Here is a 13865-nt window from a genome sequence, read left to right as displayed (position 1 = left end):
CGGTCGTGATCGGTCGAGAGCCGCAGCGTACTGGATCGCCCGCTCCAGTGCGCAAGTGCGCACGAGGCGGGCGATGACACTGTGCTTGTGATGATGGCTTGCCCTGCTCTACTTGGGCCTCAGGCCCCGTTCAGGAATTGAAGCGGGTCAACCGGGCTCGATCCCTTGCGGATCTCGAAGTGGAGCTGCGGCGACGCCACCTCGCCGGATTGACCCGACTTGGCAATGACCTGGCCGCGCTTGATGGTGTCGCCGCGCTTCACCAACAGCTCACTCGCATGGGCATATGCGGTGACGTAGCCGTTGGAGTGCCGAACCAGGACCAGATTGCCGTAACCTTTCAGCTCGTTGCCGGAATAGGCGACGACGCCGTCTTCGGCCGCCTTGACCGGCGTGCCTTCGGGCACCGCGAGATTGATGCCGTCATTGGCCTTGCCATTGGTCTTGGCGCCGTAGCTGGTGACCACCTTGCCGCGGACCGGCCAGCGGAAGGTCGGCAGCGCGCCGGTGGCCTCCGCGGCCTTCGCCGGCGTCTCGGCGGGTTTCTCTTCGACATTGGCCGTCGCCTGGGCCAGGCGCGCGCTCTGCACCGGCGCGGCCGCCGCCATCTTGGTGGCAGGCGCGGGGGCGGCCGCGACGGGCTGGAGCGTCCCCGCAACGGGCGCAGCTGTGGCCGGTGCCGCAGGCGCCGCGGCGGCGGCAGTCCTGGCACCGGGCACGGTCAGCCTGGTGCCGAGCTTGAGTTTTGCAGACGGATCGAGGCCATTGGCACGGGCGAGTTCAGCCGCCGAGACATGGTTCTTCCGGGCAATGCTGACGAGCGTGTCGCCGCGATTGACGAAATGGGTGCTCGACGGTGCAGCCATGGCCGCGACCGGCTTGGCCGCGGGCGCTGCCGCAACGGGCGCCATCGCCGGCGCGGGCACCGGCGCAGCGGCCGTCGCCGGATGCGGAATGATCAGCTGTTGGCCGGGCGAAAGCGCGCGCGGCCCCTTGTAGCCGTTGGCGGCAAGGATCGCCTGCGGCGTGACGCGATAGCGCTTGGCCAGCACGTCCAGCGTATCGCTGGTACCGACGATGATCTTGGTCCCGCCCGCCGGCTGGGCGGCCGCAACCGAGCGCGGCGGCACGGTGGCCGTGGTCTCGAGATGCGGCTGCGTCGGAGGCGCATAGGAGCCGACGCCGCGTCCGCCACCGGACACTCCCCCACCCGACGTGACGGGATAGGATTGCGGCGCGGACACTGCCGGCGCCGGCAACGGCTGCGACTGATAATAGCCGGGCTGCGTCTGCGGCCGCGCATATTGCGGCAGCTCACGCTGCGGCGGCGGCGCCTGCTGCACCGATCCCGTGGCTTCCGAGGCGAAGGGATTGGAGAAATTCGTCTGGGAGAGACGCGACGACATGTCGGCGCTGCACCCTGCAAAGCTGAAGGAGATCAGCGCCAGCGCCGCGACCTGCGGCACGCGGCGCGAGTAAAGCAACTCGGCGACAGCGGACATGGTTACTCACTCGTACGCAACAGAACTGGTGTTTTAAGTAAACACCTGCCGAGTAAATAACGGCTTAACCCTCCCAATAACGTGTTGGCGGCACAGCCGATCCGGGGTTCTACAGTTCCCGTGCCACCCCGGGCAGTGCCGGTACGAAGCGGACCTCGACGAGTTCCCTCCGCTCGATTCCTGTCTCGCTGCGGGTCAGGCGGGTCAGCGTCTGCACGCCCTGATGCGGGCCGACCGGGGCGATCAGGATGCCCCCGACCTCCAGCCGCTCGATCAGGTTGTCCGGAATCTGCTCCAGCGCGGCGGTGACGATGATGCGATCGAACGGACCGATATTGGGAGGCAGGTTGAGACCGTCGCCGAGCATCACCTCGACATTGTGACAATCGAGCTTTTCGAGTCGGGCGCGTGCCGTGTCGGCGAGCTTGCGATAGCGCTCGACCGTCAGCACCTGGCCAGCGAGCCGCGACAGCACGGCAGCCTGGTAGCCAGACCCGGTGCCGATTTCGAGCACCCGGTGCTGCTTCTTGAGCTGGAGCTGCTCGGTCATGTAGGCGACGACGAAAGGCTGGCTGATGGTCTGCCCGCAGGCGATCGGCAGCGCGCTGTCACGATAGGCGCCGTCGCGATCGGCGTCCTCGACGAAAAGCTCGCGCGGCACCTCTTCCATGGTCCTCAGCACGGCCTGATCGCTGATGCCCCGACGCCTCAGCGTCAGCTGAAACATCATCTTTTCCGGCGGGTGCTGATGGGACGTCATAGCTGCTGTTGCTCATCTCGTCTGGCGCATCGCGTACTGCACCGCAAGAACCCGAAACGAGAATCTTGTTCCGGCTCAGGAACTCATGATAGCCTTTCGGCGCAGCATTTGACCACAACCGGGCTTTCAAAGCGCTAAGCCGTTTGCGGGTTTGCGTTCGCCGAAACGCGCATTGCGTCTCCTATCGTAATCTGCGAACGTTCACGAGAATGGGCAAGGACTCTCCTATGACTGCGACAGGGCTTTCGGGCCGCTCTGTTTTCCTCGTCGAGGACGAGGTCATGATCAGAATGATGGTCGCGGACATGCTGGAGGAGCTCGGCTACAAGGTTGCCGCCGAAGCGGGCGACATCACCGAGGCCATGCGGCTTGCGCAATCCACCGAGTTCGACCTCGCCATTCTGGACGTCAACGTCAACGGCAAGGTCATCTCGCCGGTGGCCGACGTCATCATGGCGAAGGGCTGCCCGTTTATCTTCGCCACCGGTTACGGCTCTTCCGGTCTGCCCGAACAATACCGCGACCGGCCGGCGCTCCAGAAGCCGTTTCAGCTCGATGCACTCGGCAAGACCATCGAAGCCGCGCTTCGCGGCGGCTAGAGCGTTTTCGAGCGAAGTGGACACCGGTTCGCGTCAAGAAAACCCGTCGAAACAAGAATCGGGAGCCCCGTTCTGATTCCATCGGAACGGCAAAGGCTCGAGCCCTATTTCAGCGTCCGGCTCAGCTCTTCCGAAAACGCTTCGTTGGTGCGATCGAGCCTGAGCGGCGTGACGGAAACGTAGCGTTCGCGCAGCGCCGCGAGATCGGTGCCGTCGGCGGGCGTATCCATCATCGCGGTGCGCTCGAAGCCGATCCAGAAATAGGGATTGCCGCGGCCATCGCTGCGCTCGTCGATCTTGAGGAAGCCGAGATTGCGCTTGCCCTGGCGCGTGACGCGGACGCCCAGCACATCCTCCGGCGCACAGGACGGGAAATTGACGTTGATGACGGTGTCTTTGGGAACGCCGGCAGCGATCACCTTGCGCAGGATGTCGGGCCCGAATTTGCGCGCGGTGTCCCACGGCGGCCGTTCACGGGTCTCGACGCTGAATTCCTGCGACAGTGCGAATGACGGCAGCCCCAGGATGGTGCCCTCCAACGCGCCGGCAATGGTACCGGAATAGACCACGTCCTCGGCGACGTTGCGGCCCTTGTTGACGCCGGACAGCACGACATCAGGCAGCTTGGCCCCCAGGATATGGCGGGCCCCCATGATGACGCAGTCCGTCGGCGTGCCGCGCACGGCAAAGTGCCGCGGGCCGACCTCGCGCAGGCGCAAGGGATCGTTCAGCGACAGCGAATGCGACACGCCGGACTGGTCGAGCTCGGGCGCCACCACCCAGACGTCGTCCGACAAGGCGCGCGCGATCTCCTCCACAACCTTGAGGCCGGGAGCATGGATGCCGTCGTCATTGGTACAGAGAATGCGCATGCGCGAGGTCGATTCCGAAAACCGTTTGATCTGTCATATCCGGCCGTGGCCCATCAGGCAAACCGGCAGATCAAGGCCCGGCAACAGGTTCCCGGCCTGGTCCCGCTAGAGCATGATCCGGAAAAGTGTAAAGCGGTTTTCCGAAAAGATCATGCTCAAACAAAGACCTAAAGCGCGATGACGATTCATCCAAACCTCATCGCGCTTTAGCGGCGAATGCGCCATTGCGGCAGGAAACGCGCGAGCCGGCCCTCCGCACGCAGTTGCATCGCCGGCACGACCGGATTCACGACGGGAGCCTCGATCACCCCGAGCGCCTCCAGCTGCGCGACGAACGGGTCAGGTGTCGGCTCCTGCGGAAACCGTTCGCGTGCCACCGTCAGCGCCTTGTCGAAATCCGCAGCATTCACTCCGGGCCTGGCTCGTCGGCTCTGCACGAGATCGTCGTCCCAGAGCTGCGCGATCTCGATGTCCAGGACGCCGCGAAGACGCTGATCGATGGCCTGGATCCCGGCACCTGTCACCGCCCATTGTCTGCCGATCCAGAAGATGTCGCGGTGCAAGGGCATGAAGGGTGGGGTTGCGTTGAGGGGCCGGCAGGATAGCCGGCCGTCCGATCTTCGCAACGCGATTCTCGTCATGCCGCGTTTTCGGACGCGAACCGGTGCCCACTTCGCGGGAAAACGCTTTAGTCGCGCGCGATCACCTTCAGCCCGCCCATATAGGGCTGGAGCACGCTGGGGACCGCGATCGAGCCGTCCTCCTGCTGATAGGTCTCCATCACGGCGATCAGCGCGCGGCCGACCGCAGTGCCGGAGCCGTTCAGCGTGTGCACGAAGCGCGGCTTGCCGTCCGGCCCGCGCGAGCGCGCATCCATGCGGCGCGCCTGAAAGTCGCCGCAGACGGAGCAGCTCGAGATCTCGCGGAACATGCCTCCATCGCCCTGCCCTGGCATCCAGACCTCGATGTCATAGGTCTTCTGCGACGAAAAACCCATATCTCCTGCACAGAGCGTCATCACGCGATAATGCAGGTCGAGCTTCTGCAGCACCTGCTCGGCGCAGGACAGCATCCGCTCCAGCTCATCCTTGCTGGTTTCCGGCGTGGTGATCGAGACCAGCTCGACCTTGGTGAACTGGTGCTGGCGGATCATGCCGCGCGTGTCGCGCCCGGCCGCGCCCGCCTCGGCACGGAAGCATGGCGTCAGCGCGGTGAGCCGCATCGGCAATTGCTTCTCGTCGAGAATGGACTCGCGCGCCAGATTGGTGAGCGACACTTCGGCGGTGGGAATCAGACCGAGGCGCTCGGTCTTCAACCGCTCAAGGTCGGGCGAGGCGAGCAGTTCGCCCTTGATCGCCCAGAACTGGTCGTCCTCGAATTTCGGCAGTTGCCCGGTGCCGAACATCACCTCGTTGCGCACCAGAAGCGGCGGATTGATCTCGGTGTAGCCATGCTCGGTCGTGTGCAGATCGAGCATGAACTGGCCGATCGCGCGTTCGAGCCGCGCCAGCCCCTTCTTCAGCACGACGAAGCGCGCGCCGGAGAGTTTGGCCGCCGCCTCGAAATCCATATAGCCGAGTGCCGTGCCGAGATCGTCATGCAGCTTCGGCGCAAAGCTGTAGTTGCGCTTGTTGCCGAACACGTGGCGCTGGACGTTGCCGTGCTCGTCGACGCCGTCGGGCACCTCGTCAAACGGAATGTTCGGGATCGCCGACAGCTCTTTCGTCAGCTCCTCGTCGGCAGCCTTGGCGGCGGCTTCGAGCTGCGGCATCGTGGTCTTGAGGTCGGCGACCTCGGCCATCAGCCTGGCGGCGCGGGCCTCGTCCTTGGCTTTCTTGGCGTCGCCGATCTCCTTGGACGCAGCATTGCGCCGCGCCTGCGCCTGCTCGGAGGCGAGGATCGCCGCACGACGCCTCTCGTCGATCGCCAGCAGCGCGGCCGACATCGGCTTCAAACCGCGCCGTGCCAGGCCGGCGTCGAAGGCTTGTGGATTGTCGCGGATCGATTTGATGTCGTGCATGGCTGTTTTCCCGTCATGGCCGGGTTTATCCCGACCATCCACGTGTCTGCCGCCTTAGATCAAGTCGTGGATGCCCGGGTCAAGCCCGGGCATGACGAATCATGGGCTGAGCCGTGCGATGATAAAGCGAAAGTGCCCTACTCCGCCGGATTGGCCGGCGTCGACACGTCGGTGCCGGTGGCGGCCTGCGAAGCCGCTGCCTTCTTCTCCACCATCCCCACCGCGATGATCGAGCCCTCGTAGAGCGCCATCAGCGGAATGGCCAGGGAGCACTGGCTGAGCACGTCGGGCGGTGTCAGCACGGCCGCTATGACGAAGGCAATCACGATGAAATAGCGGCGCTTCTCGCGCAGCATCTTCGAGGTGACGATGCCGATCCGCCCGAGCAGCGTCAGGATCACCGGAAGCTGGAAGGCGATGCCGAAGGCGAAGATCAGCGACATCATCAGCGACAGATATTCGCCGACCTTGGGCAGGAGCTGGATCTGCGCGGTCTCGTCGCTGCCGGCCTGCTGCATGCCGAGCGAGAAGCGGACCAGCATCGGCAGCACGACGAAATAGACCAGCGCAGCACCGAGCACGAAGAAGAACGGGGTGGCGACGAGGTACGGCAGGAAAGCCTGCTTCTCGTGCTTATAGAGCCCGGGCGCGACGAACTTGTAGATCTGCGTCGCCACGATCGGGAACGAGATGAAGCCGGCGCCGAACAGCGCAAGCTTCAGCTGTGTGATGAAATATTCCAGCAGCGCCGTGTAGATGAACTTGGAGTTCTCGGGCCCCGCGACCCACACGAACGGCCAGACCAGCACGTTGTAGATCTGCTTGGCGAAGAAGAAGCAGAAGATGAAGGCAATGCCAAAGCCGAGCAGCGCCTTGATCAGCCGCGAGCGCAGCTCGATCAGATGGTCCATCAGCGGGGCTTTGCTGGCCTCGATATCGGCGTCGGTCATGACGCTTTAGCGTCCTTGATCGCCTCGGATGGCGCGGTGTCCTGCGCAACCGGTGCCTGTTCGACGTCACGGGTGATCGCGAGCGGCTCGTTCGCAGCCGCATGCGCTTCGGCTTCCATGAAGGTCGCAGACGTCGGCGCTTCCGGTGTCGTCGGTGTGACGGGCGGATCGATGGCGGTGGCGGCAGGCGTCTCGGCCGGCTTGTCCAGCGCATCGACGCGGAGCGCGTCGCTGACGTCCTTCTGGAGCGAGGTCAGCGGATTGTTGCCGGCAAAGCCAGTGGCGGCTTCCTTGACCTCGTCAAAGCTTTTCTTGAGGTCGGCCATCTCGGCCTCGCGCATCGCTTCCTGAAATTGGCCCTGGAACTCCGCGGCCATCTTGCGGGCCTTGCCCATCCATTGCCCGACCATGCGCAACACGCCCGGCAGCTCTTTCGGGCCGATGGCGATCAGGGCCACGACCCCGATCAGGACCAGTTCACTCCACCCGATGTCGAACATGAGGTCTTCCGTTCACGCCAGCCGGAGCCGGCCCAATCCTCGCGCGCAGGATCGGGGCCGCTACCCGTGTCTCGCGTGCTCTCTGGCTCAGACGGCCTTGCTGCCGACGTCGGACCGTGCGGCAGTCGGCGCACCATTGTGCTCGATCGACTTGGCCGGCTCGGGCTTCTCGGCGGGCTTGTCGTCGTCCTGCATGCCCTTCTTGAAGGCCTTGATGCCCTGCGCCACGTCGCCCATCAGATCCGAAATCTTGCCGCGGCCGAACAGCAGCAGGACCACTGCGATCACCAAGATCCAGTGCCAAATGCTGAGTGAACCCATCCTGCAACCCTCCAAACGCGCATGGCCGGGGACCCGGCCGATCTTCACCGAAACGTAGGCTTGGCAGGTCTCAAAAACAAGGACCAAGGCAGCGCCAATTCGCTGTCGGCACTACGCAATCTTGCTAGTGTTAACTGGTCGCAGGGCCCGTAAGCGGAAGGGCATCACTCCTCGGCGCCGCCTTCGCTGCCGCCCTCATTGCCGCCTTCCGGCGTCTCGGGCTCAACCGCAGGCGCCAGGGCGAGATCGAGGTCCTCGCCCGGTTCCAGCGGATCCTCGTCCTCGCGCAAAGTCGGGTCGTCGGACGGCGTCGGCACGCTAAATCCAGTCGGCAGCCGCGAATCCAGCAGGCCCGTGCCCTTCAGCTCTTCGAGGCCCGGCAGGTCGCCGAGCTGTTCCAGGGTGAATTGCGACAGGAATTCCTCGGTGGTTCCGAAGGTCAAGGGGCGGCCGGGCGTCTTGCGGCGGCCACGCGGCTTGATCCAGCCGGTCTCCAGCAGCACGTCGAGCGTGCCCTTTGAGGTCACGACACCGCGGATCTCCTCGATCTCGGCACGGGTCACCGGCTGGTGATAGGCGATGATCGCCAGCACCTCGATCGCCGCACGCGACAGGCGACGGGTCTCGGTGGTCTCCCGCGTCATCAGCCAGGCGAGGTCGCCGGCCGTGCGGAAGGTCCATTTGTTGGCGACACGCACGAGGTTGACGCCGCGCGAGGCATAATCGGCCTGGAGCTGCTCAAGCGCAGCCTTCACGTCCACGCCCTCGGGCATGCGCTTGGCCAGCGTCGCGGTATCCAGCGGTTCACTCGACGCGAACAGCAGCGCTTCAAGCAGCCGCAATTCTTCGGGACGTGCCTGGGATTCGTTGTCCATCGGCTCGGCCTCTTCTACCCGCACTTCAGCCAGGCTTGCCATGGCAGATTCTCCTTCTTGCACTTAGGCGACCGGCGCGTCGGGCGCAGGAGCTGCGTCCGGGACCGGTTTTGGGCGCCCCTTCCGGAAATAGATCGGCGCAAACGCCTCTTTCTGGTTCAGCTCGAGCTGACCTTCGCGCACCAGCTCGAGCGCGGCGGCAAAGCTCGAGGCGAACACCGTCGCCCGCTGCGTCGGATCGGCGACATGCCGGATCAGAAAATCGTCGAGCACGCCCCAGTCGTCCTGTTCGTTGAGGCTTCCGACCAACCGCTCCAGCGTGGCACGTGCTTCGGCGAGCGACCACACCGTGCGCTTGGCCAGATGCACGCTCGCCAGCACGCGCGACTGGCGCTGTGCCGCGTAGGCGGTGAGCAGGTCGTACAGCGTCGCGGTGTATTTCGGATGCTTGATCTCGGCGATCTGCTCGGGCTCGCCGCGCGGGAAGATGTCGCGCTGCAATTGCGGCCTGTTCATGAGCCGGTTGGCCGCTTCGCGTATGGCTTCCAGCCGGCGCAGGCGGTTGGCCAGTGCCGTCGCCATCTGCTCCGCGCTCGGGCCTTCCGCACTCGGCGGCTCCGGCAGCAGCAGGCGCGACTTCAGAAAGGCAAGCCAGGCCGCCATGACGAGGTAGTCGGCGGCAAGCTCGAGCCGGATCTTCCGCGCGGCCTCGATGAAGTGGAGGTACTGGTCGGCCAACGCCAGGATCGAAATCTTGGCGAGGTCGACCTTCTGCTGCCGCGCCAATGCGAGCAGGAGGTCGAGCGGGCCCTCATAGCCCTCGACGTCCACCACCAACGCCGGCTCACCCTCGGCGAGCTCTGCGGGCCGCCCGGTTTCGAACGATAGGATTTCTGCGGTCATGCCGATGCCGTATTTGCCCGTGCGATCAATGCGTCCAGTTCCGCGCGCGCGGCCGCCCGGTCGAATGGCTGCGGCGGCTTGCGTGCGGCAAGCGCGGCTTTCGCCCGCTCCAATGCCCTGCCCGACAATTCAGGTGTCTGGCCGGCGACGTCGCGCATCTCCTCGATGTCGCCGTTGCAATGCAGGGCCACGTCGCAGCCGGCCGCGAAGATGGCGCTGGTCCGCTCGGCGATATTCCCCGACAGCGCGTTCATCGACACGTCATCACTCATCAACAAACCTTGGAACCCGATTGCGCCGCGAATCACGTCAGCAATCATTGTCGCAGATGTCGTCGCCGGATGGGCGGGGTCGACCGCGCTAAACACAACATGTGCAGTCATGGCCATCGGCAGATCCGCGAGGGACTTGAACGGGGCGAAATCGGTCCGTTCCAGCTCGTCCCGGGGCGTGTCGACCGTCGGCAGCTTGAAGTGGGTGTCGGCGGTGGCCCGGCCATGACCGGGAATGTGCTTGAGAACCGGCAAGACGCCACCCTGCTCCAGGCCCTCGGTGACCGCACGGGCAATCGCCGCGACCTTGCCTGGCTCGGTGCCATAGGCCCGGTTCCCGATGACGGCGTCGGCACCCGGCACGGGCACATCGGCCAGCGGCAGGCAATCCACGGTGATGCCGAGATCAGCGAGATCGGCTGCGATCAGGCGGGCGCTGAGGCGCGCCGCGGTGAGCCCAAGCGCCGAATCAGTGTCGTATAAGGTCGCGAATACGGCGCCCGGCGGATAGACCGGCCAATGCGGCGGCCCCAGCCGCTGCACCCGTCCGCCCTCCTGATCGATCAGGACCGGAGCGTCAGGAGCATTGGCAACCGCCCGCAATTCCGCAACCAGTGCAGCGACTTGGGCTGGTGTCGCGACGTTGCGCTTGAAGAGGATGAAGCCCCATGGGCGTTCGGCACGGATGAACTCCCGCTCGGCGGCGGTCAGTTCTGTTCCGGATACGCCGGTAATGAAGGCCCGCGTGCTCATAACGGCCGATTAACCCTGCCCCGCGAGGGGGTCAAGGAAACGGCCGTTAATTCCTCTGGATGAAGCAAGCGGACAGGCCGGCAGCCTTCAGGCTGTTGCAGGCCTGCGTCGCCTCCTCGGCCGAAGCGTAGGGACCCGCGAAGGCGCGATAGACGATCCCCTTGCCCTTGTCGGTCAGATCGACCCGCTTGATCACCGGCGAACGGGAGCCGAGCACGCTGCCGTATTTGCTCTGAAGCACTCGGTATGACGCCGCGGCGCTGTCTTCGCTTTGCTGCGAAGACACCTGCACGATGTAGCCGCCACCGTTGCTGGCGGGGGCGATTTGCGTCGGGTTGGTGGCAGCCATCCGGTGCGCAGGCTCGGCCGTCGGTCCCGACTGCGGCGCGAGCGAAAGCGGCTGGTTGAGGCTGGCATTTGCCGAGGTCGGCGAATTGTGCGGCGCCGCCGTCGCAGCGGGCGCGGCAACAGGCTTGGGCGCGGCGATCGTCGGCTTGGCGGCGGCCGATTGCGGCGCGGTGCCGTCGGTCTGGTCGCCCTTTACGGCGACGGTCCGGATCGGGCGCGGCGAATTGCTCGGCAACGTCCCATTGCCTGGGACCGGTCCCGTGCTGGGCGACGGAACCGCAGATGGCGAGACGCTGGCCACCGACGGCGGGTTCGCATTCTGGTTCAACGGTGGGAACACGACGCGGGGACCGCCCGCCTTGGCGTTGACGTCGACGGGCGCCTCCTCGCGCGGCACGATCTTCTCAGTGCCGTCACCGCTGGCCATACGGTCCGGCACTTTGGCCGATGAGTCCGTCGGCGCCGGCACGATCTTGGTCGGCGTGTTGTCGGCCTTGATGATCGGCGGCTCGCCGCTGCGGGGCGAGCCCAGATAGGTCTTGTAGGCGAAGGCCGCACCGGTGCCGACCACGGCGAGCGCGAGGATCGCCGCGACCGTCATCATGCCACCGCGCTGCTTCTTCGGCTCTTCGATTTCGTCGGGGTAGTCGCTTTGGAACGCGTAAGGGTCGTCCGGATAGGCGGGATCGCGCTGATAGTCCTGCTCGCCTGTCTCCAGCCGGCCGTAGAGCGCATCATCGTAGCGCGACGGATCTGTCTGCGCGTGCGACTCCTGCTCCGCCTGATCCTGGTAAGTTTGGCCGTGCTGCTGGTAGGCCTGACCTTGATATGCCTGATCCTGATAAGAGCCATCCTGATAGGCCTGAGCCTGATGAACATCAGGCTCGGGCGCGGCAGGCTTGGCCGAATAGCGATGCAGCGGATGAACCGGGCTGACGGAGACGGGATAGTCAGGCTCCGGCGCGGGTGCGGGCTGCACGTTGGCACGGCGCATCCATGAGGGCGGCCCGGCCGGCGGCGGGGCCTGCTCGGCATAATCCTGCTGATCATCGTCCTGGCGATAATCGTCTGGATGATAGCTCCGGGTCGGCGCTGCCTGCGGGCGCGCGGTCGGCCGGCCCTGCCCTGCAAACGGATCGGTTTGTCCGATCAGACGGGCGAGCTCGGCCAAGGGATCATTTTCCGCCTTCCCATGCTGATCGCCGCCGCGACCATAGTCATCGGAAGGAAACGGTCTGTCCTGATATCGTTCGGCCATCGTAATGATGCGTCCCTTCGGGAAAGCCGCGCGCCCCTCGACCAAGGCGCGGCCTTCGACCCACAAGGCTTTCAACCAAGTCTAAGCGATCCGGCTTCTGCCGGTTACCCCCGAATTCCCCTTAGGTAGTTCGCCCCAAACTACCGCATCTCGTCCGGGGCATGGACGCCGAGGATGGCGAGGCCCGATGCCAGGACCGAGACGACGCCCTGGACCATGGCCAGTCGCGCCTTTGTAAGATCTGCATCATTATTGATAATGAAGCGTAAATAGGGCAAATCACGCCCCTTCGTCCAAAGTGCGTGAAATTCGCTCGCTAACTCATAGAGATAAAAGGCAATTCGGTGCGGCTCGTGGGCCGCGGCGGCCGCTTCCAGCATGCGCGGATAAATTGCGAGGCGCTTGAGAAGATCGAGTTCGACCGGGTCCGACAGCCGCTCCACGGCCGACTCACTGAGCCAAGCGATCCGCTTCCCGGTATCCTCGGGCAGTTCCGGGAACACCTCGGCGCGCGCGTTGCGGAAGATCGAGTGGCCGCGGGCGTGACCGTACTGGACGTAGAACACCGGATTGTCGCGCGACTGTTCCATGACCTTGGCGAGGTCGAAGTCGAGCACCGCGTCGTTCTTCCGGTAGAGCATCATGAAGCGGACGGCGTCCTGACCGACCTCATCCACCACCTCACGCAAGGTGACGAAGTCCCCGCTCCGCTTCGACATTTTGACCGGCTCGCCGTTGCGCAAGAGCTTCACGAGCTGAACGATCTTGACGTCGAGCGCACCCTTTCCGGAGGTGGTCGCCTTTACCGCCGCCTGCATGCGCTTGATGTAGCCGCCATGGTCGGCGCCCCAGACGTCGATCATTTCGGCGAAGCCGCGATCGAACTTGTTCTTGTGGTAGGCGATGTCGGAGGCAAAGTAGGTGTAGGAATTGTCCGACTTGATCAGCGGACGATCGACGTCGTCGCCGTAGGCGGTCGCCTTGAACAGCAGCTGCTCGCGATCCTCCCAATCCTCGACCGGGGCGCCCTTCGGCGGCGGCAGGCGGCCCTCATAGATGTCGCCCTTGGCCTTCAGGAAGTCGATGGTCTCGGCAACCTTGTTGTTACCGGTCTCGATCAGGGAGCGCTCGGAGAAGAATACGTCGTGACGAATGTTGAGGGCGGCGAGATCGTCCTTGATCTCGTCCATCATCATCGCGATCGCCTTGGCGCGCACGGTCGGCAGCCACCCAGCCTCGCTCATCGAGAGAAGCTTGTCGCCGTGCTCCTTCGCCAGCGCCTCGCCGACCGGCTTGAGGTAGTCGCCGGGATAGAGCCCTTCGGGAATGGCACCGATGTCCTCGCCGAGCGCTTCGCGATACCTCAGGAACGCGGAGCGTGCGAGCACGTCGACCTGAGCGCCGGCATCGTTGATGTAGTACTCGCGCGTGACGTCGTGGCCGGCGAACTGGAGCAGGCTCGCCAATGCGTCACCGAACACGGCACCGCGGCAATGGCCGACATGCATCGGTCCGGTCGGATTGGCCGAGACGTATTCGACGTTGACCTTTGAGCCGCCCCGGACGCGGCCGTAATCGGCGCCCTCGCGCAGCACCGTCCGCAGGGCTTCGGCCCAGGCGGCCGGCTTGAGTGTCAGGTTGATGAAGCCGGGACCGGCGACGTCGACCTTGGTGATCAGCGCGTCGGCACGCAGCCGCTCGGCGATCTGCTCGGCGAGGTCGCGCGGCTTTGCCTTTGCCTCTTTCGCAAGCACCATGGCGGCGTTGGTCGCCATGTCGCCGTGGGAGGCATCGCGCGGCGGCTCGACCACCACGCGTGAGAAATCGATGCCCTCCGGCCAATTGGCGTCTGCCGCAAGCTCGCGGCAGGCGGCGTGCACGCGCGCGAGCACGTCGGCGAACAGATGCAGGGATGAGGGTGTCTGGGGCATG

The 13865-nt window shown here is 65.0% G+C and carries 14 protein-coding genes; 1 reads left to right on the top strand and 13 read right to left on the bottom strand.

Annotation, left to right across the window (positions count from 1 at the left end):
- Positions 1–119: 119 nt before the first annotated feature.
- Together XH96_RS19205 and XH96_RS19200 are read right to left on the bottom strand one after the other, a co-directional pair.
- A complete protein-coding gene (locus XH96_RS19205) occupies positions 120–1502 on the bottom strand; it encodes a LysM peptidoglycan-binding domain-containing M23 family metallopeptidase (RefSeq protein WP_194393813.1) in 1383 nt (460 codons plus the stop codon).
- 109 nt (positions 1503–1611) lie between these two features.
- A complete protein-coding gene (locus XH96_RS19200) occupies positions 1612–2262 on the bottom strand; it encodes a protein-L-isoaspartate(D-aspartate) O-methyltransferase (protein ID WP_194393812.1) in 651 nt (216 codons plus the stop codon).
- A gap of 227 nt (positions 2263–2489) precedes the next feature.
- Here XH96_RS19200 and XH96_RS19195 point away from each other — a divergent pair, with 227 nt between their 5' ends.
- Positions 2490–2861: a response regulator gene (locus XH96_RS19195; RefSeq protein ID WP_027576223.1), complete on the top strand. Its 372-nt coding sequence runs from the start codon at positions 2490–2492 to the stop codon at positions 2859–2861.
- A 104-nt stretch (positions 2862–2965) separates the two neighbouring features.
- On the opposite strand, the gene surE is transcribed toward XH96_RS19195, so the two are convergent.
- The 11 genes from surE to argS form a co-directional block, all read right to left on the bottom strand.
- The gene (gene surE, locus XH96_RS19190; protein WP_124158183.1) at positions 2966–3733 is read right to left on the bottom strand and encodes a 5'/3'-nucleotidase SurE; all 768 of its coding nucleotides are present in this window, start codon (positions 3731–3733) and stop codon (positions 2966–2968) included.
- Between the two features lie 206 nt (positions 3734–3939).
- Complete coding sequence (locus XH96_RS19185) at positions 3940–4302, bottom strand: hypothetical protein (protein ID WP_194394178.1); 363 nt, start codon at positions 4300–4302, stop codon at positions 3940–3942.
- 119 nt (positions 4303–4421) lie between these two features.
- Positions 4422–5753, bottom strand: a complete 1332-nt coding sequence (gene serS, locus XH96_RS19180) for a serine--tRNA ligase (protein WP_194393811.1) — start codon at positions 5751–5753, stop codon at positions 4422–4424.
- Between the two features lie 137 nt (positions 5754–5890).
- The gene (gene tatC / locus XH96_RS19175) at positions 5891–6703 is read right to left on the bottom strand and encodes a twin-arginine translocase subunit TatC (protein ID WP_028179494.1); all 813 of its coding nucleotides are present in this window, start codon (positions 6701–6703) and stop codon (positions 5891–5893) included.
- Positions 6700–7203, bottom strand: coding sequence for a Sec-independent protein translocase protein TatB (gene tatB / locus XH96_RS19170; protein ID WP_194393810.1), 504 nt, complete (start codon positions 7201–7203; stop codon positions 6700–6702). Before tatB ends, tatC begins: the two co-directional genes overlap by 4 nt.
- Before the next feature lie 87 nt (positions 7204–7290).
- Positions 7291–7524, bottom strand: a complete 234-nt coding sequence (locus XH96_RS19165) for a twin-arginine translocase TatA/TatE family subunit (protein WP_018317874.1) — start codon at positions 7522–7524, stop codon at positions 7291–7293.
- A gap of 164 nt (positions 7525–7688) precedes the next feature.
- Positions 7689–8441: an SMC-Scp complex subunit ScpB gene (gene scpB / locus XH96_RS19160; protein WP_194393809.1), complete on the bottom strand. Its 753-nt coding sequence runs from the start codon at positions 8439–8441 to the stop codon at positions 7689–7691.
- Positions 8442–8462: 21 nt separating this feature from the next.
- Positions 8463–9302, bottom strand: coding sequence for a ScpA family protein (locus XH96_RS19155; RefSeq protein WP_028179491.1), 840 nt, complete (start codon positions 9300–9302; stop codon positions 8463–8465).
- A complete protein-coding gene (gene nagZ, locus XH96_RS19150) occupies positions 9299–10327 on the bottom strand; it encodes a beta-N-acetylhexosaminidase (protein ID WP_194393808.1) in 1029 nt (342 codons plus the stop codon). Before nagZ ends, XH96_RS19155 begins: the two co-directional genes overlap by 4 nt.
- A 46-nt stretch (positions 10328–10373) precedes the next feature.
- Entirely contained in the window at positions 10374–11933 is a 1560-nt protein-coding gene (locus XH96_RS19145; protein ID WP_194394177.1) for an SPOR domain-containing protein, read from the bottom strand.
- Between the two features lie 140 nt (positions 11934–12073).
- Positions 12074–13864: an arginine--tRNA ligase gene (argS, locus tag XH96_RS19140; RefSeq protein WP_194393807.1), complete on the bottom strand. Its 1791-nt coding sequence runs from the start codon at positions 13862–13864 to the stop codon at positions 12074–12076.
- Position 13865: the final 1 nt, after the last annotated feature.

This window comes from Bradyrhizobium sp. CCBAU 51765 (genome assembly GCF_015291725.1).
GTDB classification, from domain to species: Bacteria; Pseudomonadota; Alphaproteobacteria; order Rhizobiales; family Xanthobacteraceae; genus Bradyrhizobium; species Bradyrhizobium liaoningense.
The sequence above is the reverse complement of the archived record's forward strand: the minus strand, read 5'-3'. Positions and strand labels throughout refer to the sequence as shown.

Bases quoted from the DNA above. Each gene is read 5' to 3' on its own strand.
- XH96_RS19200 (WP_194393812.1), bottom strand. From the start codon at position 2,262: ATGACGTCCCATCAGCACCCGCCGGAAAAGATGATGTTTCAGCTGACG.
- scpB (WP_194393809.1), bottom strand. From the start codon at position 8,441: ATGGCAAGCCTGGCTGAAGTGCGGGTAGAAGAGGCCGAGCCGATGGAC.
- tatB (WP_194393810.1), bottom strand. From the start codon at position 7,203: ATGTTCGACATCGGGTGGAGTGAACTGGTCCTGATCGGGGTCGTGGCC.
- nagZ (WP_194393808.1), bottom strand. From the start codon at position 10,327: ATGAGCACGCGGGCCTTCATTACCGGCGTATCCGGAACAGAACTGACC.
- XH96_RS19165 (WP_018317874.1), bottom strand. From the start codon at position 7,524: ATGGGTTCACTCAGCATTTGGCACTGGATCTTGGTGATCGCAGTGGTC.
- surE (WP_124158183.1), bottom strand. From the start codon at position 3,733: ATGCGCATTCTCTGTACCAATGACGACGGCATCCATGCTCCCGGCCTC.
- XH96_RS19195 (WP_027576223.1), top strand. From the start codon at position 2,490: ATGACTGCGACAGGGCTTTCGGGCCGCTCTGTTTTCCTCGTCGAGGAC.
- XH96_RS19145 (WP_194394177.1), bottom strand. From the start codon at position 11,933: ATGGCCGAACGATATCAGGACAGACCGTTTCCTTCCGATGACTATGGT.
- XH96_RS19205 (WP_194393813.1), bottom strand. From the start codon at position 1,502: ATGTCCGCTGTCGCCGAGTTGCTTTACTCGCGCCGCGTGCCGCAGGTC.
- tatC (WP_028179494.1), bottom strand. From the start codon at position 6,703: ATGACCGACGCCGATATCGAGGCCAGCAAAGCCCCGCTGATGGACCAT.
- XH96_RS19185 (WP_194394178.1), bottom strand. From the start codon at position 4,302: ATGCCCTTGCACCGCGACATCTTCTGGATCGGCAGACAATGGGCGGTG.
- argS (WP_194393807.1), bottom strand. From the start codon at position 13,864: ATGCCCCAGACACCCTCATCCCTGCATCTGTTCGCCGACGTGCTCGCG.
- XH96_RS19155 (WP_028179491.1), bottom strand. From the start codon at position 9,302: ATGACCGCAGAAATCCTATCGTTCGAAACCGGGCGGCCCGCAGAGCTC.
- serS (WP_194393811.1), bottom strand. From the start codon at position 5,753: ATGCACGACATCAAATCGATCCGCGACAATCCACAAGCCTTCGACGCC.